Origin of the sequence: Streptomyces anandii JCM 4720 (genome assembly GCF_014650655.1) — a bacterium.
GTDB classification, from domain to species: domain Bacteria; phylum Actinomycetota; class Actinomycetes; order Streptomycetales; family Streptomycetaceae; genus Streptomyces; species Streptomyces anandii.
Genome location: NZ_BMVJ01000008.1, coordinates 123,129 through 149,546 on the forward strand (window position 1 = coordinate 123,129; position 26,418 = coordinate 149,546).

General features: G+C 71.3%; 21 protein-coding genes and 2 pseudogenes. 10 read left to right on the top strand and 13 right to left on the bottom strand.

The window, feature by feature from the left end:
• From IE249_RS37510 to IE249_RS16490, 4 genes and pseudogenes are all read left to right on the top strand, one after another.
• Window positions 1–336, top strand: a 336-nt coding sequence (locus IE249_RS37510; RefSeq protein ID WP_229858661.1) for a polysaccharide deacetylase family protein, incomplete at its 5' end; no start/stop codon positions are given.
• Between the two features lies 1 nt (window position 337).
• Window positions 338–1,489, top strand: coding sequence for a glycosyltransferase (locus IE249_RS16480; RefSeq protein ID WP_189705578.1), 1,152 nt, complete (start codon window positions 338–340; stop codon window positions 1,487–1,489).
• Complete coding sequence (locus IE249_RS16485) at window positions 1,486–2,142, top strand: YveK family protein (protein WP_189705579.1); 657 nt, start codon at window positions 1,486–1,488, stop codon at window positions 2,140–2,142. The genes IE249_RS16480 and IE249_RS16485 overlap by 4 nt, the downstream gene beginning before the upstream one ends.
• A 79-nt stretch (window positions 2,143–2,221) precedes the next feature.
• Window positions 2,222–3,319: pseudogene (locus IE249_RS16490) on the top strand (GNAT family N-acetyltransferase); the annotation flags it as partial.
• A 35-nt stretch (window positions 3,320–3,354) separates the two neighbouring features.
• On the opposite strand, the gene IE249_RS16495 reads toward IE249_RS16490, so the two are convergent.
• The gene (locus IE249_RS16495; RefSeq protein WP_189705580.1) at window positions 3,355–4,734 is read right to left on the bottom strand and encodes a glycoside hydrolase family 26 protein; all 1,380 of its coding nucleotides are present in this window, start codon (window positions 4,732–4,734) and stop codon (window positions 3,355–3,357) included.
• 169 nt (window positions 4,735–4,903) lie between these two features.
• Here IE249_RS16495 and IE249_RS16500 point away from each other — a divergent pair, with 169 nt between their 5' ends.
• Both IE249_RS16500 and IE249_RS16505 read left to right on the top strand, forming a co-directional pair.
• A complete protein-coding gene (locus IE249_RS16500) occupies window positions 4,904–6,163 on the top strand; it encodes a carboxylate--amine ligase (RefSeq protein WP_189705581.1) in 1,260 nt (419 codons plus the stop codon).
• Entirely contained in the window at window positions 6,163–7,428 is a 1,266-nt protein-coding gene (locus tag IE249_RS16505) for an NAD(P)-binding domain-containing protein (RefSeq protein ID WP_189705582.1), read from the top strand. Before IE249_RS16500 ends, IE249_RS16505 begins: the two co-directional genes overlap by 1 nt.
• Window positions 7,429–7,484: 56 nt before the next feature.
• Here IE249_RS16505 and IE249_RS16510 read toward each other — a convergent pair whose 3' ends face one another.
• From IE249_RS16510 to IE249_RS37515, 10 genes and pseudogenes are all read right to left on the bottom strand, one after another.
• A complete protein-coding gene (locus IE249_RS16510; protein ID WP_189705583.1) occupies window positions 7,485–8,339 on the bottom strand; it encodes a hypothetical protein in 855 nt (284 codons plus the stop codon).
• A 715-nt stretch (window positions 8,340–9,054) separates the two neighbouring features.
• On the bottom strand, window positions 9,055–9,306 hold the full coding sequence (locus tag IE249_RS16515; protein WP_189705584.1) for a hypothetical protein: 252 nt from the start codon (window positions 9,304–9,306) through the stop codon (window positions 9,055–9,057).
• 225 nt (window positions 9,307–9,531) lie between these two features.
• Window positions 9,532–9,759, bottom strand: a complete 228-nt coding sequence (locus IE249_RS16520; RefSeq protein ID WP_189705585.1) for a hypothetical protein — start codon at window positions 9,757–9,759, stop codon at window positions 9,532–9,534.
• Window positions 9,760–10,118: 359 nt separating this feature from the next.
• Window positions 10,119–10,409, bottom strand: a complete 291-nt coding sequence (locus tag IE249_RS16525) for a hypothetical protein (RefSeq protein ID WP_308434358.1) — start codon at window positions 10,407–10,409, stop codon at window positions 10,119–10,121.
• Between the two features lie 130 nt (window positions 10,410–10,539).
• The gene (locus IE249_RS16530; RefSeq protein WP_189705586.1) at window positions 10,540–10,887 is read right to left on the bottom strand and encodes a hypothetical protein; all 348 of its coding nucleotides are present in this window, start codon (window positions 10,885–10,887) and stop codon (window positions 10,540–10,542) included.
• Between the two features lie 223 nt (window positions 10,888–11,110).
• Window positions 11,111–11,983: an ABC transporter permease gene (locus IE249_RS16535; RefSeq protein WP_189705587.1), complete on the bottom strand. Its 873-nt coding sequence runs from the start codon at window positions 11,981–11,983 to the stop codon at window positions 11,111–11,113.
• Window positions 11,980–14,634: a CocE/NonD family hydrolase gene (locus IE249_RS16540; protein WP_189705588.1), complete on the bottom strand. Its 2,655-nt coding sequence runs from the start codon at window positions 14,632–14,634 to the stop codon at window positions 11,980–11,982. The genes IE249_RS16535 and IE249_RS16540 overlap by 4 nt, the downstream gene beginning before the upstream one ends.
• 140 nt (window positions 14,635–14,774) lie before the next feature.
• Window positions 14,775–16,193: an APC family permease gene (locus tag IE249_RS16545; RefSeq protein ID WP_189705589.1), complete on the bottom strand. Its 1,419-nt coding sequence runs from the start codon at window positions 16,191–16,193 to the stop codon at window positions 14,775–14,777.
• A gap of 385 nt (window positions 16,194–16,578) precedes the next feature.
• The gene (gene mmsA / locus IE249_RS16550) at window positions 16,579–18,081 is read right to left on the bottom strand and encodes a CoA-acylating methylmalonate-semialdehyde dehydrogenase (protein WP_189705590.1); all 1,503 of its coding nucleotides are present in this window, start codon (window positions 18,079–18,081) and stop codon (window positions 16,579–16,581) included.
• Window positions 18,078–18,278 (bottom strand): annotated as a pseudogene (locus IE249_RS37515) (hypothetical protein); the annotation flags it as partial. The gene mmsA and the pseudogene IE249_RS37515, both read right to left, overlap by 4 nt.
• Window positions 18,279–18,787: 509 nt before the next feature.
• On the opposite strand from IE249_RS37515, the gene IE249_RS16555 reads away from it, so the two are divergent.
• The gene (locus IE249_RS16555; RefSeq protein WP_189705591.1) at window positions 18,788–18,988 is read left to right on the top strand and encodes a helix-turn-helix transcriptional regulator; all 201 of its coding nucleotides are present in this window, start codon (window positions 18,788–18,790) and stop codon (window positions 18,986–18,988) included.
• An 18-nt stretch (window positions 18,989–19,006) separates the two neighbouring features.
• Here the strand turns inward: IE249_RS16555 and IE249_RS16560 are convergent, their stop codons facing one another.
• Window positions 19,007–20,050 carry a zinc-dependent alcohol dehydrogenase family protein gene (locus tag IE249_RS16560; RefSeq protein ID WP_189705592.1) on the bottom strand — a complete coding sequence of 348 codons (1,044 nt, stop codon included), beginning with the start codon at window positions 20,048–20,050 and terminating at the stop codon, window positions 19,007–19,009.
• A 118-nt stretch (window positions 20,051–20,168) separates the two neighbouring features.
• Complete coding sequence (locus tag IE249_RS16565; RefSeq protein WP_189705593.1) at window positions 20,169–22,601, bottom strand: MMPL family transporter; 2,433 nt, start codon at window positions 22,599–22,601, stop codon at window positions 20,169–20,171.
• A 195-nt stretch (window positions 22,602–22,796) separates the two neighbouring features.
• On the opposite strand from IE249_RS16565, the gene IE249_RS16570 reads away from it, so the two are divergent.
• The 3 genes from IE249_RS16570 to IE249_RS16580 all read left to right on the top strand — a co-directional run bounded on the left by IE249_RS16570 (window position 22,797) and on the right by IE249_RS16580 (window position 26,245).
• Window positions 22,797–23,486 carry a TetR/AcrR family transcriptional regulator gene (locus IE249_RS16570; protein ID WP_189705594.1) on the top strand — a complete coding sequence of 230 codons (690 nt, stop codon included), beginning with the start codon at window positions 22,797–22,799 and terminating at the stop codon, window positions 23,484–23,486.
• Window positions 23,487–23,556: 70 nt separating this feature from the next.
• Window positions 23,557–23,796 carry a heavy-metal-associated domain-containing protein gene (locus IE249_RS16575; protein ID WP_189705595.1) on the top strand — a complete coding sequence of 80 codons (240 nt, stop codon included), beginning with the start codon at window positions 23,557–23,559 and terminating at the stop codon, window positions 23,794–23,796.
• Window positions 23,797–23,941: 145 nt separating this feature from the next.
• Entirely contained in the window at window positions 23,942–26,245 is a 2,304-nt protein-coding gene (locus tag IE249_RS16580) for a heavy metal translocating P-type ATPase (RefSeq protein WP_189705596.1), read from the top strand.
• Window positions 26,246–26,418: the final 173 nt, after the last annotated feature.

Genomic DNA, 26,418 nt, shown 5'->3' on the forward strand with positions numbered 1-26,418 from the left:
GTGGAGATCGGCTCGCACGGCCTGACCCATGTCGACCTCACCGGCGTGGACGACGTCGTCCTGAAGGCGGAGACCGACGGGAGCCGGGCGCTGCTGGAGGAGTTGACGGGCATCCGGGCCCGCGGTTTCTGCTACCCGTACGGCATGGTCGACGCGCGAGCCGTGGCGGCCGTACGCGAGGCGGGTTACTCCTACGCCTGTGCCATCGACCCCGGCCCGCTGACCGGCCCCCATGCGCTGCCGCGAGTGCACGTCGGCCAGCGGGACACGTCCTGGCGGCTGCACCTGAAGCACGGCCTGCACCGTCTGCGCCGCCGCCCCGTCGGGAGCCGGTGAGATGAGGGCTCTGCACGTCATCACCGGCCTCGGTGTCGGCGGCGCCGAACAGCAACTACGCCTGCTGCTGCGCCATCTGCCCGTGGACAGCGACGTCCTCACGCTGACCAACCCCGGGACGGTCGCCGACGGCCTGACCGCCGACGGGGTGCGTGTGCTCCACCTCGGCATGCGCGGCAACCGCGACCTGACCGCGCTTCCGCGACTGGTACGAGTGATCCGTTCCGGCGGTTACGACCTGGTGCACACTCACCTGTACCGCGCCTGCGTCTACGGACGGCTCGCCGCGCGCCTCGCAGGTCTGCGCGCCATCGTCGCCACCGAGCACTCCCTCGGAGACAGCCAGATGGAGGGCCGGGCTCTCACCGCGGGTGTGCGCGCCCTGTACCTCGCCGGTGAACGCCTGGGCTCCGCCACAGTCGCCGTCTCCCCCTCGGTGGCCGCCCGGCTCAAACGCTGGGGCGTGCCCGCACCACGCATCGAGGTCGTCCCCAACGGCATCGACCTGGACTGCTTCCGGTTCGACCCGGCACGGCGTGCGCGCGTCCGCCGACGGCTCGCACTGCCCGAGGGGGCGTACGTCGTCGGCGGCATCGGACGGATGGTCAGCGGCAAGCGGTTCGACGTCCTGGTCCGCGCCCTCGCCCACCTGCCGGACGACCACTGGCTGCTACTGGTCGGCAGCGGCCCGCAGGAGGACACGCTGCGCCGCACCGCGCAGGAGGCCGGGGTGGCCGAGCGCGTCCTGTTCACCGGCGAACGGCCATGCGTCCCCGGGGAGTCGGCCGGCCCGGACCTGCCCTCGCTCACCGCCGCGATGGACCTGCTGGTCTCGCCGTCGCCCGAGGAGGCCTTCGGCCTCGCGGTGGTGGAGGCCCTGGCGTCCGGTCTGCCGGTGCTCTACGCCTCCTGTCCGGCGATCGAGGACCTGCCTGCCCGGGAAGTGCCCGGTGCCCGCCGGGTACGAGGCGGTCCGGAGGCGTACGCCCGTGCGATCGCCCAGGTCCGGGCGGCCGGCCCGTGGCCGCGAACGCCACCCGCGGCCGTCCGCCGTTACAGCATCACCCGCACCGCCGCCCGGCTGATGGATGTGTACCAGGCGGTGGTGTGCGACTCGTTTCCCCCTCCACCTCAGGAAGTCACTACGCCATGACCGACAAGCCCAGTGGGCGCCACAGTCTTTGGGGCCGTCCTGCCCGCTCCCGGTTCTTCCCGCCCTGGTCGCTGCTCGCGGCCGGTGCCGTCGTCGGTTGCCTGCTCGGCGGTGCCTACGGCGTGCTCAAGGCTCCGGTGTACACGGCCACCAGCTATGTCGTCGCCGTTCCGACCGAGAAGTCCGACCCCGCACTGGCGTCCGGCTTCGCGCAGGCGTACGGCCGGGCCGCCACACAACTCGCGGTGCTCGCGGACGCACAGGCCGGGGCGGGTGTATCGGTGCGGACCCTGCGGCGCAGCGTCCGCACGGAGACCTCCCCGGACGCACCCGTGATCGCCGTGTCGGCCACCTCGGCGCGGCCCGCTCTGGCCGCCGGCATGGCCAACGCCACCGCCGGCGCGCTGATCCGGCACGCCGACGACACCAAGGCCGCGACCCACGTCGCCCTTGTGGCGTTCACCCGAGCGGTACGGCCGACCGAGCCCACCTCCGCGCCACCGGCGGTGACAGGTGCCGTCGGCGCGAGCGCGGGCGGCCTGCTCGGTGGCCTGGCACTGCTCGTGCGGCCACGAAGGAGCGACGAGGAGACGGAGAGCACGGCCTGTGTGCCGGCGCCGGCCGTCGCGGCGGAAATGCACGGAAAGCTGTGAACTGCGGGGAGGTTACGTTGCCGGCTTGGTTTCCCGAGGGCACGCGCCACCGGCGCCGGTCCCGCGGCGGGGCGGTGCGATGACGCGCGCCTGCTCCACCGAACTCGTCACCGACGAGACCGCCTTCACCGCGCTGCGCGCCGACTGGGACGGGTTGTACGAACGGTGCGGCGCCGCCACGCCGTTCCAGAGCCACGCCTGGCTTCACTCCTGGTGGCTGTCCTACGGTCGCAGGGGACGGCTGCGGCTGCTGGTGGTGCGCGAGCACGGTCGTCTGGTCGCAGCAGCACCCCTGATGCTCCGGCCTGTTCCCGTGCCGGCGTTCGTTCCGCTCGGCGGGGCCATCTCCGACTACACGGACGTCCTCGTCGACGACGAGCGGGCGGACCACGCGGCCGCGGCGCTCGCCGAAGGTCTGTCGGCAGCGGCCCGCACCGCTTTGATCGACCTGCGCGAGGTACGCCCCGGTGGTGCGGCCGAGCTCGTCTACGACCGGTGGGGCGGACCGCGCCTGCGGATGCCCGACTCGGTCTGCCTCGAGCTGCCCGCCCTGCCCATGGACCAGCTGGTGTCCCGGCTGCCGTCCGGCAAGGCACAGAGGGTGCGCGCCAAACTGCGCAAGCTGAGCGCCCTTGGTGTTCAGTGTCGCGTGGTAGGACCGGACGAGGTGGACACGGCGCTGCGTCGGCTGCTCGAACTGCACCGGCTGCAGTGGCAGGGCCGGAAGGTGACGCAGGAGCACCTGCAGCCTCGTTTCCGGGAGCATCTGGTGCGGTCCGTGGGCTCGATGGTGCGCTCCGGGAACGCGGCGGTCACCGAGTTCCGTATCGACGACGACGTGGTGGCCGTGGATGTGACGCTGCTGTCGCGCCGTCTGGCGGGAGGCTATCTCTACGGCGCGCACCCGCAGTTGAGGGAACGCAGGGCGGACGTTGCGGTGATGCTGCTCGAGGCATGCGCCAGGCACACGGTGGACGATGGGCTGAGCACGCTGAGCCTGCTGCGCGGCAACGAGCCCTACAAGCACCACTGGCGTCCGGATCCCGTGGTGAACCAGAGGTTGCTGCTGGCCCGGCGGCGCACTGCCCCGCTGATGCCGGCCGTGGTCTGGGGGGTGGCCGCGCGCCGCCGCAACAAGGAATGGCTGCACCGTGTTCAGGAGTTCACCGGTGGCGGCGGGTCCCAACGGAGCTCCGCCGCCACCGCGTTCCTCTACCGGATGCGCGACCACCAGTCGAGGCGCACGCAGAGCTTTCCGCCGAGCCAGTACTCGACCCAGTCGCCCAGGTCGAGCGGCGAGCAACCCGCCGGGGGCAGTGCTGGAGCCGAAGAGGTGGGTGAGGGAGCGGGGGCGGTGGGCGAGGTGGACGGCGTCGGCGTGGGCGGCGCGGTCGTCTCGTCGGTGCGGCCGAAGAGAAGGGACCGGTAGACCCGGGAGGAGGCCGGGTTGGCGGCGCACCCCCAAACGCCGTGGGGGCAGTAGTCGGTCAGCGTGTTGTAGAGCGGCTTGTACTCACGGATCCACTCGAGCATTCGGCGCATGTACTCGGGGTTGTCACCGTTACGGAAAAGACCCCACTCGGGATAGGAAATGGGCTTGTTGTGCAACTTGGCAAAGTTCACGTGTGCCTGGAGACCGTACGGCTCCTTCACCTGTTCGTCGAACGAGAGTCCGCGCGGTTGGTCGTAGGCATCCATTCCGATGATGTCGACCGTGTCGTCGCCCGGATAGCATTCGGTCCAGGGGACGGCGTCCCGTCCCCGGCTCGGCGCGAAGTCGAACCGGAATCTCTGGCCAGGTACCGATCGCATGGTCGTGACAATTCTGTTCCAGTACTTCTTCCACGCCTGCGGGTCCGGCCCGCAGCGGTGGGTGTACGTCGTGCCGTTCATCTCCCAGCCGAGCACCAGTACCGTGTCCGGCACCTTCAGCTCGACCAGTCGCTCGGCGAGGGCCCGGAAGTGCTGGTCGAACCGGCCGGCCGCCCCCTGCTGCAGCAGCCACCGGACCGTGGTGTCCGAGAGACGGTCCTCGTTGCGCTCCTGCATGGGAACGTTGAGGACGAGCATGCGGTCGGCCTTCTGCCTGCGCCAGTGTGCCCACACGTCGAGGAAGGCGGCCGTCCCCTCGATGTCGCTCCAGCTGTTGCCGGGAAGGTAGGTATGGCCGACGCGCATGTCGGTTCCGCCCAGCCAGCGACTGAGGTACGTCATGCGCGCCACGCCCTGCGCTCCGGAACCGAGAAAGGCACCGAAGGCAGGGATCAGGCCGGCCGGCCCTGGGGGCGTGGCGCCGGGCGATGTCGTCGGCGCCGGAGCCGAAGACACGGGGACGGACGCCCCGGGCGTGGGCGCGACGGGCTCGGCATCGGCGGGAGAGCCCACGGGCGCGGGTGGCACCGCGGGCATCGGCGGCACGGACGGTGGGGTCACAGGAGCCGGCGTGGTGGCCTGCGCCGTGGCGGCGGGCCCGGGGCGACCGGCCGCCCCCGCCGCGAAACAGGTGCCGGACACCAACGCGGCCGACACTGCGGCCGCCGTCGTGACGATCGCCAGCCGTCCGGCCCTGGCAGGGCACTGCTGTGACGTCATACCCGCTCCTCTCCGCTCTCGTCGTTTTGTCCTTCGCCGTTCTGCTCGCTGGATCTGACGGGCAGTCATATGAAGTCAGTCATAAAAAAAGCAATAACGCCACCGCCGTTACGGCTTTCGAGTCCCTCACTCGCCTGAGCGGGTGATCCGACCGAAGGAAACAAAGCCTGTGCCGCTGCTCGACACCAGCGTCCCCGCAGTGCTCCTGCGAATCGACCGGAATCCCTTTCACCACGGAACTCTTGGAGCCGCGCGCTCGCTCGGCCGAGCGGGAGTCGAGGTGCACGTCGTCGCGGATTCCGCGGAAAGCCCCGTGTGCAGATCGCGCTTCGTGCACCACCTGCACGCACCTCCACCACCCGGGGCCGGTGCACGGGACGTCGCCGTCGCACTTCGCCGGGTGGCCGCCCACATCGCACGGCCCGCCGTCCTCGTTCCCCTCGACGACGCGAGCGCGGTCGCCGTGGGCCGCGCGCACCGGGAACTCGCCCCGCACTATCTGCTGCCGGACACACCGGGCGTGCTGCCCGAACACGTGGCGGACAAGGCGGTCCTGGCCGCCATGTGCGCGTCCGCGGGGATCACGCACCCGCCGACTCTCATCCCGGAGAGCCCGGCGCAGGCCGCGGGGACGGCCCGGCGGCTCGGTCTGCCGATGGTCGCGAAGTGGAGCCGGCCCTGGCTGCTGCCCGCCGGCCGCGGACTGCGCAGTACGGTGCTGGTGGACTCCGCTCAGCAGGCCAGAGAGCTCTACTTGCGCGCGGGAGAAGCGGGCAGTCCGCTGCTGCTGCAGAGGTACCTGCCGCCGGGGCCGGACCGCGACTGGTTCTTCCACGGGTACGCCGATCGGTCGGGCGCCGTTCGTGCGAGCGGCTCCGGCCGCAAGCGGCGGGCCTGGCCACGCATGACGGGGCTGACCTCGGTCGGCTGCTGGACATCCAACCAGCAGGTGCGGGCACTCGCCGAGCGGCTCACCGGCGAACTGGACTACCGGGGGGTCTTCGACCTGGACTTCCGGCGCTGCGAAGTCACCGGCCGCTACCACCTGCTCGACTTCAATCCACGGCCTGGCGCCCAGTTCCGGCTCTTCACCGACACCGCCGGACTGGATGTCGTACGCGCCTTGCACCTCGATCTGACGCACCGTCCACTGCCAGAGGGCACACCGCGGGAGGGGCGGATGTTCGTGGTGGAGAACTACGCGCCGCTCACCGCGCTGCGGACGGTCCGACGGGAACGGGAACTGGCCTGGCACGCCCCCGACGACCCGGCCCCGGGCCGCGCGCTGTGGGCCCTGTGGTACCGCCATGTCTCGCGTCGGATCCGGGAACGGCTGGTCCCACTCCCGGACCGGGCCGCACGGCGGCCGCTGCCCACCCTGCGGTCACCCGCAGTTCTGACCGACTACAAGGAAGAGAGCAGTCACTGATGTACGACTTGCTGGTCGTGGGCGCCGGCCCCTACGGCCTGTCCATCGCCGCCCACGCCGCGGCTGCCGGATTGTCCGTACGTGTCCTCGGCCGGCCCATGGCCTCCTGGCGGGACAACATGCCGAGCGGCATGTATTTGAAGTCCGAGCCATGGGCTTCCAACCTCTGTGATCCACAGAGCCGTTGGCGTCTGGAGAGATTCTGCGTGGAACGGGGCCTGACGGCGCGCCACGCCGGGCCGATCCCGGTGCGGATGTTCGCCGCGTACGGGCTGTGGTTCGCGTGCAACGCGGTGCCGGAACTGGACGAACGCATGGTGAAACGGGTGACCCACCGTCCGGACGGCTTCGACGTCGTCACCGAGGACGAGGAGGTGCTGGGTACCCGGACGGTGGCGCTGGCGGTCGGCGTCACGCCCTTCGTCGAGGTCCCACCCCCGTTGCGTGCTCTGCAACCCGCGCTCGTCTCGCACAGCAGCCACCACGGAGATCTGGGCCGCTTCCGGGACAAGGCCGTCACGGTGATCGGCGGCGGCCAGGCGGCCCTGGAGACCGCGGCGCTGCTCACCGAGCAGGGCACGAAGGTGAAGGTGCTGGTCAGAGCGGACCGCCTGCGGTGGAACGACGTCCCTCCGCCCTGGCGGCGCCCCTGGTGGCAGGCTGCCCGCTCGCCGCACAGCGGTCTGGGCAGTGGCTGGCGCAACTGGTTCTACGCCGAGTGTCCTGGGCTGTTCCGCCGTCTGCCCGAGTCGACCCGGGACCACGTGGCGGCCACCGCGCTCGGCCCCGCGGGCGCCTGGTGGGTACGGAACCGGGTCGAGTCCGCGGTCGACGTGGTTCTGGGCCGCGAAGTCGTCGCGGCGCGAGCGATGCCGGGTGGTCTACGGCTGAGGACGGTGGACCGGTCCGGGAATCCGCTCTGTCTGGAGACCGAACACGTGATCGCGGCCACAGGGTTCCGGGCGACCACTGACCGGCTCACCCTGCTCTCCGCCGAACTGCACGGGCGTCTCATGACGACGGCGAGCGGCTACCCGGTGGTCGGACGGAACTTCGAGTCCTCCGTCCCCGGCCTGTTCCTGGCGGGACTGCTCACCGCCCGGGCCTTCGGTCCGGCCATGCGTTTCGTCCACGGCGCGACGTACACGGCAGCGACGCTCGTGCAGGGGGTACGCCGTCACCTGTGCACCGCCACACCGGCCATGACGCTCACGACACCCGCAGCGCGTGGACGCGTTCGAGCGCTGTCCGGCAGACACGGCTGAGGGACTGCGGCACCGCGGGTACCGGACGTGTTCCGGCCGGCACCCGCGGCGGCACGCTACCGGCGCGTGGCCTTCCTGCCTCGCCGGGCCAGGACGACGCCGCCCGTCAGCAGCAACGCGGCGGCGCCCGAGACCAGCACCGCCTGCTCGCCGCCACCGCCCGTCGTGGCAAGGGAGGGCGGCTGCGCCGGGTGCTTCACCGACGGCGCGGGGGCCGGGGTCGACGGCGGGGCCGTCGGGCTCGGCACCTCCACCGACGGAGTGGGGCTGGGGAGCGGCGCGTCGCCGTACCCCTCCGGTACGTCCGCATCGTCGTCGCCGTACCCGCCGCTGCCCCCGACTTCGCCGACAGGCATGTAGCCCTGCCCATGGCCGAGCATGTCGGTGACCGAGTCACTGTCCCCGTGCCGACCCAGCATGTCGGTGACCGAGTCACTGTCCCCGTGCCGACCCAGCATGCCGGTGACCGAGTCACTGTCCCCGTGCCGACCGAGCACGTCGGTGACCGAATCACTGCGCGCACCGCGGCCGATCCTGTCGTCGGTCGAGGCGCCGTCGTCGCCGTAGCCCACGGCTTCCTGCCGTCCCCGCGATGCGTGCTCGGCCGGTGCCCGGACGCCGGCGCGGTCGGAGAGACGGGCCGGAGCGTGCGATTCCCCGGAGTCGGGGCCGCCGGCACAGGAGTTCCCGAAGGACCGGGCAGGTCCGGTGGTCACTCCGGTCGTGGTCGTGCACGGGCTCGTGGGAGCGTCTACCGAGACGTCGGGGACACTGTGCGCGGACGGGGCACCGAGCGGCCCGCCCGCGGTCCCTTCGGTGTGCGAGTCCGCGAACGCCGGGTTGCCGTACAGCGACAGGATGCCCGTCGCGGCGCCGACCACGACCATTCCCTTGCTCAGGTGCTGTCGCAATCTATTCGTCTTTCTCGTCGAAGAGGTGGGAAAAGCCGACCCGGCTTCGGGTCCGGCATGTCGTGTCGTCATCAGCCGGCTTCGAGGAAGAAGCCGCCGGATGGCGACTGCGAGATTTGTTCGGCACCGAACGAGACCAGTTCCTTTATATGGGAGCTTGGCTCGGTCCGGAGCCGGGTGCGGTACCGAGGCCCCGCCCGTCAGTTCCTGCCCCGCTTCCTGCCGGTGCGCCGTGTCGGGGCCTCACGCCTTCCGTAGTTGCGCTGCCACCCGATTCTCCGGCTGGTCCAGTGATGGGACGCGGTGAAGTGCCAGCAGTGGCAGTTGGGGCATCGATAGATACGGTCGGGAGCCTTCTCCAACGGTGGCTGCTTGATCAGCCAGACCCTCGCCTCGGATTCGGTGGGAAACGAAGCCTTACCGGTCTCCGGACAACGTGGCAAAATGATCTTGTCGCTCACATTTCCTCCGAGACGCGGTTTGTCCACCTCCGCTTCAGCAGAAGGACGGAACCGATGGTGCACCCGCAGGAAACCTGCCATCAAGCAGGTGACACCCTTTTGGAGCAACGCTCGTCGAATTTCATCCATGTGGCCCCGGGAAGGCGTCCGTATGAATTACGCTGATCGTACGGAATTCAGAGAACGCAAAAAGTCAGCGGTCATCGAACGATGACCGCTGACCCCGTCCTGAACGACCGCAGGCCGTCAGCCGATCACTTACCGGGACCGGCCAGCGTGCAGAAGTTGCCGATGTTCGTGATGCTGTCACCAAGAACGGTGACGGGCGCATTGATCGTGATCAAGGAGGAACTGAAGTCCTGGTCACATTTCAGTGACTGCGCATTGTCGACAGCCGCGGGAGGCGGGTCGTCGCCCGCGCACTTCGCCTGGGCGGTACCGGCGGCCGCCAGGCCGACGCCGCTGAGAACGCTGGTCACCAGCATGACCTTCTTGAGCCTGCGCACACGCATCTCCATGTTGATTTACGGCCACCGGTGGGTGGCGGTCCGATTGGACGCAAAAGGGGACGCCGAGCCAGGAAGGACCTCAGCATCCCCTGTTTCGCGAATTACCGGCCTCTTCCTCACAGCCTCAAGCGGACAGGCCGTTCCAGGCGTTCGGCACGGCGAGAAACGAGCACCGGGTCCCGCGCTGGCGGCACGAGACCCAACCACTCGCGGCTTGCGCAATCAGCGGCCGATGGACCCGATCACCGTGCAGAAGTTGCCGATGCTCTCGTTGTTGTCACCCGTGACAGCACCGACCACGGGGGCAAAGGCGGTGCCGCCGTCGAAGGACTGCTCGCACTCAACACCCTGCAGGTTGTTGCCGTCGTCGGCGCTGGCGACACCGCCGCCGGCCAGGCCGATGCCGCCGACCATGACTGCAACCGCCGCGGCCTTCTTGAGCTTGTTCATCGCATCTCCGTTTTCTTCACGCACACGATCCCCTACGGAGCGTGTCCGACTCGTCACTGACGATAACACGCCCCATCCTTAAACCACCATTTCCAACACACCCGGTCGAGTGGGCGCTATTCGAGTTACAAATTATTTACGCCGACAACTTCCTGGCACCCATGCGGCCACGCAGCTCACCCAAACGCAAAAACGCCTCCGGCCGGCGCGCGAAACAAGGTTGCCCTTGTTTCGCGACCGTTCGGAGGCGAATGCCGCACAGGCGCGCCGGTTTCTTACGGAAGACGTCCGGTACGAAAAGGCGAGGAACAGATCTCGCGGGTCAGTCGCGAGAGCGGAATGTTTCCTACGCCTCGAGGTCAGCGACGGATGGACCCGATCACCGTGCAGAAGTTGCCGATGCTCTCGTTGTTGTCACCCGTGACGGCGACGGGACCGGCGGGGGCGAAGGCGAGACCGCCGTCGAACTCCTGGTCGCAGTCCACGCGCTGCGCGTTGCTGACCGAGAGGTCGCCCGGGAACGGGTCCGCGTAGCCCTGGCCGTTGGCGCTGGCCACCCCACCGCCGACGAGGCCGATGCCGCCGACCATGACTGCTACGGCCGCAGCCTTCTTGAGCTTGTGCATCGTGTCTCCGATTTCCTCGCGCACACGGCCTTCCTTACGGTCCGTGTCCGATTCGTCACAGACGATAACACCCGTCTCTCCCGGTGCACGATTCCCCACACGTCCGATTGAGTGGCATCAATCGAGTTATGCACCTTTTAGTACCGCAGAGGAGCTACCGCGGTGTGCAGACCACGCTGGTGTCGCCGCCGGTCCGCAGCGTGGCGCAGACCCGCGAGATCCTGGGCACGCTGAGGGCGACCCTCTGCTCGACGCCGGCCTGCACGGCGAGTGTTCGGTGCGCAAGCTCCGTCGCCTCTGCGGCAATTGACACCTCGACGGTTCGCGACTGGGCGCACTGGACAGTGAGCGTCACGGTGCTGGTCTGCGCGCTGCTGATCTTCTGCAAGGCGACCAGGCACGGAAAGCTCCGCTGCCCGACGGCCGACGCGGGCGCCGCGGCGAGAAGCGGGGCGCAGAGCAGCAGGGCGGCGATCGCCGGACGCGGTGTGCGGTGAGGCATGTGTTCTCCCAGATACGGCCGGGGCGGGCCGCGGCAGGCAACCGCCCTCGAAGCGGGCCCGAAAACATCCCTTCGGGTGCTTTCGTGAAGATGTGATCACGGGAGCGCCAGGCCCGCAACGCTCAGGCGTCGCCCAGCAGATCACTCGGCGTGTCCTGGATTGTCCGGGTTCCTCGGCCCGCCCGCTGCGCCGATCGGGCCGACGACTGGTCACCGGAGCGGTCTAGGACACGATGTCCTTGCGGGCGAACCCCCTGAAGGCCAGAGCGAACAGCACCAGCGCGTACGTCACGGAGATCGCCGTGCCCTGGACCATCCCGGACCACTCGGGGTGCGGCTGCACGGCGTCGGCCCAGGCGAACTGCCAGTGCGCGGGCAGGAAGTCGCGCCAGTGGCCGAGGGCGGTGACCGCGTCCAGGACGTTGCCCATGATGGTCAGCCCGACCGCGCCGCCGACCGCGCCGAGGGGTGCGTCCGTCTTGGTCGACAGCCAGAACGCGAGACCGGCGGTGACCAGTTGGGAGACGAAGAGGTAGGCCACGACCACCGCGAGCCGCTGGGTGGCGGTCGCCGTGTCCAGCGCGCCGCCGGTGGGTATGCGCAGCGGGCCCCAGCCGTAGGCGGCGGAGCCGACGGCGAGCGCGACCACGGGCAGCAGCACCATCGCGGCCAGGCTCAGCCCGAGTCCGACCACCAGCTTGGACCACAGCAGCCGGGCCCGTGGCACGGGCGCGGCGAGCAGATAGCGCAGCGAGGACCAGCTCGCCTCCGAGGCCACCGTGTCCCCGCAGAACAGGGCCACCGGAATGACCAGCAGGAAGCCGGCCGACACGAACAGGTTGACCGCGGCGAAGTTGGCGCCGGAGGCGGTGGCGGTGTCCATCAGCGTCACCCGGTCGTTGCGGCCGCCCGGGCTGCCGCCGATCGTGAAGGCGACGGCGAGCACGAACGGCAGCGCGGCCAGGATGCCGCCCATGATCAGCGTGCGGCGCCGCTTCAGCTGGCGCACCAGCTCCACCCGCAGGGGCAGGGTGCGCCCCGGGCGGTAACCGGAGGCGGCCTGTGCGGTCACGTCGTCCTCGGTGAGCGTGCTCATGCGGAACCTCCGATCAGGGTGAGGAAGGCGTCCTCCAGACGGCGGTGCGGGCCGACGGAGGCGACCGGCACCTCCAGCCGCACCAGCTCGACGATCAGGCCCTCGGCCGTGCCCCCGGACTCCAGCCGGACCAGGAGTCCGTCGTCGGTCCGCAGGGCCGAGGCCACGCCGGGCAGGGCGGCCACCTTCTCCACCACGGGCTCCTCCACGGGTGTCGTGGTGCCGACGAGCAGGGTGTCGCCGGAGCCGGTGATCTCGCCGACCGGTCCCGCCTGCACAAGCCGTCCCCGGTCCATGACGACCAGGTGCGTGCAGGTCTGCTCGACCTCGGCCAGCAGGTGGCTGGAGACGATCACCGTGCGCCCGGCGGCCGCGTACCTGATCATGACCTCGCGCATCTCGCGGATCTGGGGCGGGTCGAGGCCGTTGGTGGGCTCGTCGAGGATCAGCAGGTCGGGCAGGCCGAGCATGGCCTGGGCGATGGCCAGGCGCTGGCGCATGCCCTGGGAGTAGGTGCGCACCGAGCGGGCGAGCGCGTCGCCGAGGCCGGCGATCTCCAGCGCCTCGTCCAGGTGGGCGTCCTCGGCCGGGCGGCCGGTGGCCCGCCAGTACAGCTCGAGGTTCTCGCGGCCGGACAGGTGCGGCAGGAAGCCCGCGCCCTCGACGAAGGCGCCGACCCGGGAGAGCACCGGCGCGCCGGGACGGATCGCGTGGCCGAAGACACGGATCTCGCCGCCGTCCGGCCGGATCAGGCCCATGAGCATGCGCAGGGTGGTGGTCTTCCCGGCGCCGTTGGGCCCGAGGAGTCCGAGCACCTGGCCCCGCTCCACGCGGAAGGACAGTTCCCGCACGGCGTACCGGTCGGCGGAGCGGGCGTACCGCTTGCTCAGGTCGGTGATCTGCAGCGGGACGCCGGCCAGTGCGGGGTCGGGCGCGGGGGCGGCCGCGCGCCGGCGGGCGGTCAGCAGCAGGGCGAGCGCGATCAGGGCGCCGGCGGCCGGCAGCCACCACACCCACGCGGGCAGCGGGGCGGCCGCGGTGGTCACGCCGGGCGCGGTCGGCACCTTGAGGTCGCTCACGAGGGACGCGGTGTACGTCGCCGGGGCGGCCGGGGAGGCGTAGCCGAGGTCGGTGGAGGCGAGGACCAGGCGGAGCCGGTGGCCCTTCTGCACCTCGTGGTCGACGGCCGGGAGGGTGAGGGTGACGTCCTTGCCCGCCTCGGCGCCCTCGACCCGGATCGGGGTGACCAGCTGGGAGGGCAGCACGGGCCGGGAGCCGCCGGGTCCGACGTCGTACACCTTGGCGAAGAGCACCGCGTCGTCGGCGGTCGACGTCACATGGACGGTCACCGTGGGCGATCCGGTGACGCGCAGGTCGGCGGCGAGGGGTGCGGAGTCGAAGTGGGCGTACTGGCCGGGGAAGTCCAGGGAGACGCCGACGCCGAGCGCGGAGAGCTGGGCGAGACCGCCGCCCGCGCCGCCGAGGCCGGGCAGGGAGGACACGGCGGGCGGGTTCGCCCCCGGCGGGTTCTCGAAGCGCTGGGTGGTGCCGCGCAGGGGGAACGAGCGCTGCCCGCCCTCGAGGCCCGGGTAGGCGTTCGCGCTCGCGCCGCGCAGCAGGGCCGCTCCGTCGGTGGAGTCGACGCCGCCGGTGCGGGTGACGCGGAAGGCGGGTCCGGTGCCCGTGTGGGTGTCGCCCTTGAGGTAGCGGTCGAACCAGGCCCGTACCCTCCCCTGGACGCGGGTGTTCTCCAGGTCGCCGCCGTCGTGCCCGCCCGCGATCCAGTCCACGTCGACGGGGGCGCCGTTGGCCTGGATGGCCCGCTCGGCGGCGTCGGCCTGGCCGAGCGGGAAGAGGGAGTCGGTCTGGCCCTGCACCAGCAGGGCCGGCACCTTGATGCGCCCGGCGACCGCGGAGGGCGAGCGCGCCTCGAGGAGCGCGCGGGCCTGGGCGTCGGGCTTCCCGGACTCGGCGACCCGCTGGTACATCCGGCACAGCTCGGGTTCGAACTTCGCGCAGCCGCCGCCGGAGTTGAAGAAGACGCCGGCCCAGAGCTTCTTGAACACGCCGTTCGGGAAGAGGGCGTCCGCCAGGTTCCAGTAGGTGATCGCCGGGGCGATGGCGTCCACCCGGTGGTCGTACCCGGCGGCGAGCAGGGAGACCGCCCCGCCGTAGGAGGCGCCGGTGAGGCCCACGCGCGGGTCTCCGGGACGGTCGAGACGGACCTGGGGCTGCCGGGCCAGCCAGTCGATCAGTACGGAGACGTCGGCGACCTCGGCCTTGGGGTCGTTGAGCCCGATCCGGCCGGTGGACCGGCCGAAGCCGCGCGCGGACCAGGTCAGCACCGCGTAGCCGTGGCGGGCGAGGTCCTCGGCCTGCTGCCGTACGTCGTCCTTGCTGCCGCCGAAGCCGTGTCCGAGCAGGATCGCGGGGTGGCGGCCCGCGTCCGCGGGGGTGAAGTACGAGGTGTCGATACGGACCCCGTCGCCCGTGCTGACGACCCGGTCGGCTCGGTGCACCTGGGGCGGGTCGCCTCCGGCGGCCGCCGTCCAGGTGCCCGCGCCGGCGAGCAGGACGGCGGCGGCCCCGGCGGCCCACCACCGCCGGGGCCCCCGAAGCAGCCCGCGCAGTCCGGGCAGTCGAAGATCCATGCCCACCACGGTACGGGCCGCCGCCGACATCCGGTGCGCCCTGTGGACGGAACCTCTCGCCCTCCCCCGGGAGTACGGCGCGGCCCCGCCGTACCACGGACGCGGTACGGCGGGGCGGCGCTCGGAGGTCCGGGCGGGACTCAGACCTGGGCGTCCTCCGGGATCGACACCAGCCAGCGGGTGTCGCGGCGGGGGCGGAGGTAGAAGGCCCAGTAGAGGGTGGCGACCGCGGTGATGCCGCCGGTCCACAGCAGGTAGACGACCTCCTGCTGGCTGAGGATGTAGGCCAGCACCACGATCAGCAGGATCGGCATGGCCGGCCACAGCGGCATGCGCCAGGCGGGCGTGTGCTTGTGGTGGCCGCGGCGGGCCAGCAGCGCGGCCACCGCGACGAGCAGGTACATGCCGGTCACGGAGACGCCGGTGACTCCGTACAGGGTGTCGAGGTTGACGAAGCAGAGCAGCGCGCCGGGCACGCCCACGGCGAGGGTGGCGACCCAGGGGGAGCCGAAGCGGCCGAGCTTGGAGAAGACGTTGTTGACGGGCTCGGGCCAGGCCTTGTCACGGGCGGAGGCGAACAGCACGCGGGAGTTCTGGATGACCATGACGATGCCCGCGTTGATGATGGCCAGGGCCACGCAGAGGCTGACGAAGGTGCCGACCGCGGAGTTGGACCAGGCGGTCACCATGGCGCTCAGGTCACCGCTGGTCAGCTCCTTGATGTCGGAGGCGCCCATGGTGATGGCGGCGACCGGCACGATGATGATCACGGAGGAGATGGCGAGGGTGGCCAGGACCGTACGGGCGACGTTGCGGCGCGGGTGCTCCAGTTCCTCGGAGAGGTAGACGGCCGTCGAGAAGCCCTGGGTCGCGAAGAGGGCGATGGCGAGCCCGGAGATGACGAGCATCGCGGTGACGGCGTCGGTGTGGCCGTCGGAGCCGGCCACCTGCATGGAGACCAGGCTGTCGACGCCCCGGTGGCTGTGTGCGAAGCCGAGCATGGCGACCACGCCGGCCGCGATCACCTCGAGGACCAGGAAGATGCCGGTGATCCAGGCGTTGGCCCGCAGGTCGAGCAGGCCGGCGAGAGTGGCGAGGAGCATCACGCCGGCGCCGGTCATCGCCGGGTCGAGGTGCACGATCGGCGCCAGGTAGTCGGCTGTGCCCATCGCGATCACCGGCGGCACGATCATGACGACCAGCAGGGACAGCACGAAGACCAGCCAGCCCGCCAGCCGTCCGGCCATCGTCGACACCATGGCGTACTCGCCGCCCGCGCTGGGGATGAGGGTGCCGAGCTCGGAGTAGCAGAACGCCACGGCGATACAGAGGAGGGAGCCGATGGCGATGGTCAGGGCGGTCGCGGTGCCGAGCGAGCCGAACAGGTCGGGCACGACCACGAAGAGCGTGGAGGCGGGCGTCACGCACGAGAGCGTCAGGAGTGTGCCACCGACCACCCCGATGGAACGCTTGAGCGTCTTGGGGCTGTCCGTCGCCTGCGCGGGGGCACCGAGGTCCCCTGGGGCGGCGTTGTCGACAGGGCGGAGCGTGTCGGTCATGCGGCGGTTCCGATCGACTCGTGCAATAGGTGAGGGGGTCGGGAGCGCTATCGCCTCCGGCGGCTTCGGTCGTAACGTGCAGCTCTCTTCGTCCGCTCCCGGCGCGAGCATGGAACCCCGACGAAAACCGCCGCGTCAATGGCCGTTTGCCTTCGAAATCCGCACTTGACGGTCCGCGTCGCTGACATCACTTTCCTAGGTGATCACACCCAGATGTTGCATTCAATATGCACAGGCGAGATTTTTCCTTGCTTTCCAAGGTCTCCTCTCACAACTGCCTAAGCCATCCCTTTCATCCCGCCCGCACGGCATTCGCAGGTTGGGCCTCAAAAAAATGTCAGGCCGTCCGGATACCGGACGGCCTGACAGGGGCTGGCGGTGACGCTCAGTGGTTGCGCGGGAACCCGAGGTCGACGCCCGCCGGGGCCTCGGACGGGTCCGGCCAGCGCGAGGTGATCACCTTGCCGCGGGTGTAGAAGTGCGTGCCGTCGTTGCCGTAGATGTGGTGGTCGCCGAAGAGGGAGTCCTTCCAGCCACCGAAGGAGTGGTAGCCCACCGGGACGGGGATCGGCACGTTGACGCCGACCATGCCGGCCTCGACCTCCAGCTGGAAGCGGCGGGCCGCGCCGCCGTCGCGGGTGAAGATCGCGGTGCCGTTACCGAACGGCGAGGCGTTGATCAGGGACACGCCGTCCTCGTAGGTGTCCACGCGCAGCACGCACAGCACCGGGCCGAAGATCTCGTCCTGGTACGCCTTCGCGCTGGTCGGGACCCTGTCGAGCAGCGAGATGCCGATCCAGTGGCCGTCCTCGAAGCCCTCGACGGTGTGGCCGGTGCCGTCCAGGACGACCTCGGCGCCCTCGGCGGCCGCGTTCTCCACGTACGACGCCACCTTGTCGCGGTGGGCCTTGGTGATCAGCGGGCCCATCTCGGAGGCGGGGTCGCTGCCGGGGCCGATCTTGATCTTCTCGGCGCGCTCGCGGATCTTGTCCACCAGTTCGTCGGCGATGGAGCCCACCGCGACGACGGCCGAGACGGCCATGCAGCGTTCGCCGGCGGAGCCGTAGGCGGCAGAGACCGCCGCGTCCGCGGCCGCGTCCAGGTCGGCGTCGGGCAGGACCAGCATGTGGTTCTTGGCGCCGCCCAGGGCCTGCACCCGCTTGCCGTTGGCGGCGGCGGTGGTGTGGATGTAGCGGGCGATCGGGGTGGAGCCGACGAAGGAGACGGCCTTGACGTCCGGGTGCTCCAGCAGCCGGTCGACGGCCACCTTGTCACCGTGCACGACGTTGAAGACGCCGTCGGGCAGCCCGGCCTCGGCGAGCAGCTCGGCCATCCGGACGGCAGCCGAGGGGTCCTTCTCGCTGGGCTTGAGCACGAAGGTGTTGCCGCAGGCGATGGCGATGGGGAACATCCACATCGGGACCATCGCCGGGAAGTTGAACGGCGTGATGCCGGCGACCACGCCCAGCGGCTGCCGGATCGAGGCCACGTCCACCCGGGTGGCGACCTGGGTGGACAGCTCGCCCTTCAGTTGTACGTTGATGCCGCACGCCAGGTCGACGATCTCCAGGCCGCGGGCCACCTCGCCGAGCGCGTCGGAGTGGACCTTGCCGTGCTCGGCGGTGATCAGCTCGGCGATCTCGTCGCGGTGGGCGTCGAGCAGCGCGCGGAACTTGAACAGGACCGAGGTGCGCTGGGCCAGCGAGGACTGCCCCCAGGTGGCGTAGGCGTCCTTGGCGGCGGCCACCGCCGCGTCCACCTCGTCGACGGAGGCGAACGCCACCTTCGTCGTGACCGCGCCGGTCGCCGGGTCGGTGACCGGCCCGTACGTCCCCGAGGCGCCTTCGACGGTCTTCCCGCCGATCCAGTGGTTGACGATCTTCGTCATGCCCGGTAACTCCTTCGCAGATGGCGGCGTCGGGTGGAGACGTGCCGTTCGTACAGCTCATGTGCCCCGGCCGCGGACGATCGGGTCGCGGTCTCGGCCACGGATACATCCCACCAGGCCCCGGCTCGGGACGCGCCCGACACTGTGTCTGCGGTTTCGGTGTCCGCGTAGACACATGTGGGAGTGTCCGCCGGCCGGCGCCCGCGTGGGGCGGACGCGTGGGACGGGCGGACCTCCGGCGCGGGGCCGTAGCGGGCGGGGAGTCGACGCTCGCACTTCGCTCCTGCCAGGGCGAAGCGGCCTCCCGCGCCGGAGGCGATCGGTGGCCCGACCGCGTGCGGCGCCCGGGTGCGCGCCGTGCGAGGCGTCGCTCCGTGCGCCATCGGCTTCCCTTCGCGTCGGCCCACCCCGGTTGTAGTGCCGGGCGGGGAGCCATGTCAATGGTTTGTCCGGACATACGGACGAGTCGGAGGAAGTGTTCCCCTTCCGTTCCCTTCCCCCGTGCCGCGGTTTCGTCACAAGGGCAACACCGGTGTCACGGGCGTCGCAGATACGCGGGTTGCGGGTCACACCCGTTCGACAGCCCCTTGCCGATCCCCGGAGGACCTCGTTCACCGGCCACAGGCTTATGGATCACCAGCGCCCACCTGGCTCCCCCGACGGCTCGCAGGGCCGCCGCCGCGGTGGGCATGGGGAGGTGCACCACATGACCGACCGAAGGCTCTGGTCGTACAAGGAGATCGCGGCCCACATCCGGGTGCAGCCGGACACCGTGCGCTCCTACCGCAAACACGGTCTGCTGCCGCCGCCCGACCACGTGGAGAGCGGCAGGCCCTACTGGTACGCCGACACCGTGCGGGCCTGGGTGGCCTCCCGGCCCGGCAACCGCAACCGCAGAACCGACTGAGCCCCAGGCCTCGCCGTGTCAGCTCCAGGGTTCGGCCACCGTGACCCCGGCGGCCGGGGCCGTGCCCATCGCCGCCAGCGCGTCCGGGACCGCCGCCAGCGGGATCGTCGAGGTCACCAGCAGATCGGGGCGCAGGACACCGGCGCGCACCAGCTCCAGCATCGGCGGGTAGGCGTGCGCGGCCATGCCGTGGCTGCCCAGGAGTTCGAGTTCCAGGGCGATCGCGCGGGCCATGGGCACGGGCGTCGTGCCCGACGCGGAGGGCAGCAGGCCGACCTGGACGTGGCGGCCCCGGCGGCGCAGCCCGCCGACGGAGGCGGCGCAGGTGGCGGCCGAGCCGAGGGCGTCCAGCGAGAGGTGGGCGCCGCCGCCGGTGAGCTCGCGGACCCGCTCGGCCGTGTCCGGCACCCCGGTCGCGTCCACGCACTGCGCCGCGCCGAACCGGCGGGCCAGCTCCAGCGCCCCGGGCGAGACGTCCACCGCCACCACGCGGGCCCCCGAGGCGGCCGCGATCATCACCGCCGACAGCCCCACTCCCCCGCAGCCGTGCACGGCGACCCACTCCCCGGCGGCGACCCCGCCCTGCTGGACCACCGCGCGGAACGCCGTGGCGAACCGGCAGCCGAGCGAGGCCGCCGTCGCGAAGGACATCTCCGCCGGCACGGCGACCAGGTTCACGTCGGCGTGGTCGAGCGCCACGTACTGGGCGAAGGAACCCCAGTGGGTGAAGCCGGGCTGGGTCTGCCGCTCGCACACCTGCTGGTCGCCCACCGCGCAGGCGGGGCAGGTCCCGCAGGCGCAGACGAAGGGCACGGTCACCCGGTCGCCCGGCCGCCACCGGGTGACCCGCGGGCCCACCGCCTCCACCACGCCGGCCAGTTCGTGCCCGGGCACGTGCGGCAGGGTGATGTCCGGGTCGTGGCCCTGCCAGCCGTGCCAGTCGCTGCGGCACAGGCCGGTCGCCTCGACCCGCACCACCACCCCGTGCTCGGCGGGGCGCGGGTCGGCGACCTCGCGCACCTCGGCGGGCTCCCCGTACCGCTCGAACACCACAGCCCGCATCCGCCGCCTCGCCTTCACCGGGAGATCAACACCGCTTCCGCCGGAACGGTAATACGCGGCCGACGCGGGTCCCAGGTGTATTGATCACGAGCGTTGTCAACGCTCGTGATCAATACACCTAGCGCCGGCTGGCGGCCCTGTCCCGGCCCCGGTCGCCTCCCGACGCGCCGGAGCCGGAGTCCTGAGCGGCCCCGGCGGGCCGCTCCCCGGCCGGGGCCGAGGTGCCGGACGGGACGTCTCCCGCTCCCGCGGGCGCCGGCTCGCCCTCGCTCAGCCCGAACCGGGCGTGGAAGCGGCGCAGCGGGGCCGGGGCCCACCAGGTCGCCCGGCCGGTCAGGCGCATGACGGCCGGGACCAGCAGACTGCGGACGATCATCGCGTCCATCAGCACCGCCAGCGCGATGCCGAGCCCCAGCATCTTGGTGTTGGTCACCCGTGAGGTGCCGATGGCGACCATCACCACCGCGAGGATCACCGCCGCCGCCGTGATCAGCCCGCCGGTGTGCTGCAGGCCGTGCCGCACCGCGCGGCGGTGGCGGTCCTGCCCCGTCTCCGCGTCGTCGTGGGAGGCGCCCCCGCGGTCGTACTCCTCCTTGATGCGGGAGAGGAGGAACACGCCGTAGTCCATGGAGAGGCCGAAGGCCACGCAGAACATCAGGACCGGCAGGGTCGTCTCGATGGAGCCGGGGCTGGTGAAGCCGAGCAGGCCGGAGAGGTGGCCGTCCTGGAAGACCCACACCACCGCGCCGAACATGGCCGTCAGACTGAGCGCGTTGAGCACGACGGCCTGGACGGGTATCACCACACTGCCGGTGAGCAGGAAGACCAGCAGCAGTGTCACGATCGCGATGAAGGCCGCCGCCCAGGGCAGTTGCTCCGCTATCGCGTGCTTGGAGTCGACCAGGACGGCCGCGGTGCCGGTCACCTTGGTGGTGAACGGGGCGTCGGTGGAGCGCAGTTCCCCCACCAGGTGCTGGGCGGCGTCGTCCACGGCCTCTCCGCGGGGCTGCACCGTGAAGTACGCCGAGTCGCCCTTCACCAGCGGTCCGTCGACCCGCAGCACCTCGGGCAGGGCGGCGATCCGCTCCTTGTACGCGGCGTACTGCGCCGGGGTCGCCCCGCCCTCGGCGAGGACCTCCAGGCCACCGCCCGGGCTGCCCGGGAAACCCTCGCGCAGATGCTGCTGCACCACGTGGGACTCGGCCGTGGAGGGCAGTTGGCGGTCGTCCGCGGTGCCGAACTTCACGCCCACGAACGGCAGTCCGAGCAGGACCAGCACGGCCGTGGTGCCGAGGGCGAAGAACGGGGCGCGCCGCATGACGAGGGTGGCCGTCCGCGCCCAGGCCCTGCCGTCCGCCGCGCTGCCCTCGGCGGTGGTCCGCGTCCGGCCGCCGCGGCGGAACAGGCGCCGCAGGTCCAGGGAGTCGACCCGGTGGCCGAGCAGGGCCAGGGCCGCCGGGAGCAGGATCAGGGCCGCGGCCGCCGCGAGCAGCACGACCGCCATGCCCGCGTAGGCGAAGGACCGCAGGAAGTACTGCGGGAAGAGGAGCATCGCCGCCAGCGACACCGCGACCGTGAGGGCGGAGAAGAGGACCGTCCGGCCGGCGGTGCGCAGGGTCGTGCCGACGGCGGTCGTCGGGTCGGCGCCCGAGGACAGCTCCTCGCGGAAGCGGCGGACGATGAACAGCGCGTAGTCGATCGCGAGGCCGAGTCCCAGGGCCGTCGTGAGGTTGAGGGCGAAGACGGAGACGTCGGTGAACTCGGTCAGCCCGCGCAGCACCGCGTTGGTGCCGAGGATCGCCACGATGCCGATGCCCAGCGGGAGCAGCGCGGCCACCGCGCTGCCGAAGACCATGACCAGCAGCAGAAGGGTGATCGGCAGGGCGATCAGCTCCGCCCTGGTGAGGTCCTCCTTGATGATGGTCTGCATCTCGTGCCGCACGGCGACCGGGCCGCCGACCGTGACCTTCACCGGTCCGTGCGCGCCGCGGAAGGCCGGGGCCAGGCGGTCCAGGGTCCGGCCCATAGCCTTCTCGTCACCGGTGAGGTGGGCGGCTATCAGCGCCTCGTGACCGTCTTTGGCGCGCAGGGCCGGTGCGTGCGACTGCCAGTAGGAGCCGACGCCGGTCACCCCCTTCTCGGCCGCCAGGCGCGCGGTGAGCCGCCGGGCCTCGGCGGCGACGGCCGGGTCGTCCACCGAGGAGCCGCCGGCGCCGACCAGGAGCAACAGGTTCGGCTGGGAGGCGGGGAACTCCCGCTCCAGCGCCTTCGTCGCGTACGTCGACTCGGCGGCCGGGTCCTCCCAGCCGCCGCTGCCCAGCCGGTCGGCCACTCCGCTGCCCGCCAGCACCGCGAGCACGGTGAGCACGAGCGCCGCGAGCAGCGACAGCCGGGGCCGGGCGGTCACGAAGCGCGTCCAGCCTCCGGCACGCGCCACCGCTCCCCGGCGATTCGTCCCCGCTTCCCCCGTCGGGCCCCCGCCTCCCCGGTCACTGCCCTTGTCCTTGCCTTCGCCCTTGCCGTCACCCGGCGGCACATCGACTCCGGTCATCGCACGGTGTCCCCTTCACCACGACCCCTGCTCCCACCCCACGCCCGGCACTCGGCTCGCGCACGACAGGCAGCATGGATCTGCTGTTGCCATAAACTGGCAAACACGAGCAGTCACTCGCGTTTTCCCTAGAATGCGAGCGACCTCTCGTGTTTGTCAAACACCCGCGGAGGCTGGGGATAACTCGTGCCCGACATGAACGAGAAGCCCGTGAGATCCGGAAACGACGCGGCGGCCGGCGAGCGCCCGCGCCGCCGCCAGGCGCGCGGTGAGCGCCGTATCGCACAGCTGCTCGAGGCCGCCGCCTCCGTCTTCTGCAGCACGGGCTACACCGCCGCCAGTACCAACGCGATCGCCCGCGAGGCCGGCGTGTCGCCCGGCACGCTCTACCAGTTCTTCCCGAACAAGGAGGCCATCGCGATCGAGCTCGGCGACCGGCTCGTGCACGAGATGCGCGAGACGTACGGCGAGGCGCTCGCACCGGTGGAGCCCGGCACCCCGCTGGAGGAGGCCGTCGCCGCGGCCGTCGACCGGTTCATCGACTTCAACTGCCGCCACCCGGTGTTCTTCGCACTGATGCACGGCCCCGACATCCCCGGCCGGATCGCCGAGGAACACGACGCCCTGCATGCGACGCTGCTGTCCCGGGTCGAGGTGCTGCTCTCCCGCTTCATGCCGGACGCCGCGGCGGGCGACGTCGCCCGCACGGCCCAGGTGTGCCTGAGCGTCTACAAGGCGGCGCTGGAACTGGTGCTCGGCCACGAGGGCGCCGAGCGCGAGGCGTACGTGCGGGAACTGAAGGACCTCCTCGTCCGCTACCTCACCCCGCTGACCGCGGCACGCGCGGGTGCTCCCGCCGGGGTTCCTTTGAGAAATACCCCCTAGGGGTATAGTGTGAATGGTGTGAGCCCCTCTGGGGCCACCCGGCCACACCAGTAACGACGAGGAGAAAGCCATGACCGCTCAGACCGGCACCCCGGACACCGTCACCACCGTCTACAAGGTGAGCGGAATGAGCTGTGGGCACTGCGAGGGCTCCGTCTCCGCCGAGATCTCCGAGATCCCCGGCGTCAGCTCGGTCAAGGCCGTCGCCTCGACCGGCGAGGTCACCGTCGTCTCCGCGGCCCCGCTCGAGGACGAGGCCGTGCGCGCCGCCGTGGACGAGGCCGGCTTCGAGCTCGTCGGCCGCGCCTGACGAGCGGGCCCGACGGCCACAGCCGCCCTCCGGGCGTCCCTCCGCCCACATCCCCCCACTCCGAAACGTATCTCTCGACACCGGGCCGTACCGACCAGCTGATACTGGTTCTGTACGGCCCGGTCGGTCCACTGGAGTACGGACAATGACCAGCAGCACCAGCACGGCCGGCAAGCCCGGCACGACGAGTACCGAGCCGCCCGGGCTGTCCCAGGTCGAACTGCTCATCGGCGGGATGACCTGCGCCTCCTGCGCCGCCCGCGTGGAGAAGAAGCTCAACCGGATCGACGGCGTGAGCGCCACGGTGAACTTCGCGACGGAGAAGGCCCGCGTCGCCTACCCCCCGGGGGTACAGGTCGAGGACCTGATCGCGACCGTCGTGAAGACGGGCTACACGGCCGAGGAGCCGCCGCCCCCGCAGCCGCAGCCCCGTCAGGAGGCGACGAAATCGCCGGAGTCGGCCGGCGCGACGGGCGCGCACCCCGCCGCCGACCCCGAGCTGAGCGCCCTGCGTCAGCGCCTGATCGTTTCCGCACTCCTCGCCGTGCCCGTGGTCCTGCTCTCGATGGTCCCGGCGCTGCAGTTCGACAACTGGCAGTGGCTCGCCCTCACCCTCGCCGCTCCCGTCGTGGTCTGGGGCGGCCTGCCCTTCCACCGCGCCGCCCTGACCAACGCCCGGCACGGCGCCGCGACGATGGACACCCTGGTCTCGGTGGGCACGCTGGCCGCGTTCGGCTGGTCGCTGTGGGCCCTGTTCCTGGGGGACGCGGGCATGCCCGGCATGCACGACGAGTTCCGCCTCACCGTCTCCCGGATGAACGCGGCGTCCACGATCTATCTGGAGGTCGCCGCCGGAGTCGTCGCCTTCATCCTGCTCGGCCGCTATCTGGAGGCCCGCTCGAAGCGCCGCGCGGGCGCCGCGCTGCGGGCGCTGCTGGAGCTCGGCGCCAAGGACGTCTCCGTGCTGCGCGACGGCCGTGAGGTCCGCGTCCCGGTGGCGTCGCTGGCGGTCGGCGACCGGTTCGTCGTACGCCCCGGGGAGAAGATCGCCACCGACGGCACGGTCGTGGAGGGCGCCTCCGCCGTCGACGCCTCCATGCTGACCGGCGAGTCCGTCCCGGTGGACGTGGGCGTCGGCAGCCCGGTCACGGGCGCCACGGTCAACGCGGGCGGCCGGCTGGTCGTCGAGGCCACCCGGGTCGGCTCGGACACGCAGCTCGCCCGCATGGCGAAGCTGGTCGAGGACGCGCAGAACGGCAAGGCCCAGGTGCAGCGCCTGGCCGACCGGATCTCGGCGGTCTTCGTGCCCGTGGTCCTGCTGATCGCGCTCGGCACCCTGCTGACCTGGCTGCTGGCCGGCGGTGACGTCACCGCCTCCTTCACCGCCGCCGTCGCCGTACTGATCATCGCCTGCCCCTGCGCGCTGGGCCTGGCCACTCCGACCGCGCTGATGGTCGGCACCGGCCGGGGCGCCCAGCTCGGCATCCTCATCAAGGGCCCCGAGGTACTGGAGTCCACGCGGCGCGTCGACACCGTGGTCCTGGACAAGACCGGCACGGTCACCACCGGCCGGATGACCCTCCAGGAGGTCCACGCCGCCGAGGGCACCGACGAGAAGCAGCTGCTGCGGATCGCGGGCGCCCTGGAGCACGCCTCCGAGCACCCGGTCGCACGGGCGATCGCGGCCGGCGCCGAGGAGCGGGTCGGACCGCTGCCCGCCGCCGAGCACTTCGAGAACGTGCCCGGGCGGGGCGTGCGCGGGCGCGTGGAGGGCCATGAGGTGAGCGTCGGGCGCCTCTTCGACGAGTTGCCCGAGGACGTGGCCCGAGCCCGCCGCGAGGCCGAGACCAGCGGCCGTACAGCTGTCGTGGTCGGCTGGGACGGCGTGGCACGGGGTGTCGTCGCGGTCGCGGACGCGGTCAAGGAGACCAGCGCCCAGGCCGTACGGGAGCTGCGGGCGCTGGGCCTGCGGCCGGTGCTGCTGACCGGGGACAACCGGGCGGTGGCCGAGGCCGTGGCCGGCGAGGTCGGGATCGACTCCGCGGACGTGATCGCCGAGGTGCTGCCCGAGGACAAGGTCGACGCCGTACGGCGGCTGCAGGCCGAGGGGCGGACCGTGGCGATGGTGGGGGACGGCGTCAACGACGCGGCCGCCCTCGCCACCGCCGATCTGGGTCTGGCCATGGGTACGGGCACCGACGCCGCGATCGAGGCCGGCGACCTGACGCTGGTCCGCGGTGACCTGCGGGTGGCCGCGGACGCGATCCGGCTGTCCCGGCGCACCCTCGGCACCATCAAGGGCAACCTGGTGTGGGCCTTCGGCTACAACGTGGCCGCGCTGCCGCTGGCCGCCGCCGGGCTGCTCAATCCGATGATCGCGGGCGCGGCGATGGCCTTCTCCTCGGTGTTCGTCGTGACCAACAGCCTCCGTCTGCGCACGTTCCGCTGAGCGCGGGCGGGCGGAGCGGGCCGGAAAAGCGGTCGAGACCGAAGTAAGAGTCCCTCTAGAGACGGACGCGCGACTCACATAAGCTCTTCACAAGCCTCGCGCATCATCCTTACGCTTGGGTCTCAGTCGCCGTACCAGGGCTCTTGCGTACCTAAAGGACATATGCAAGAGAC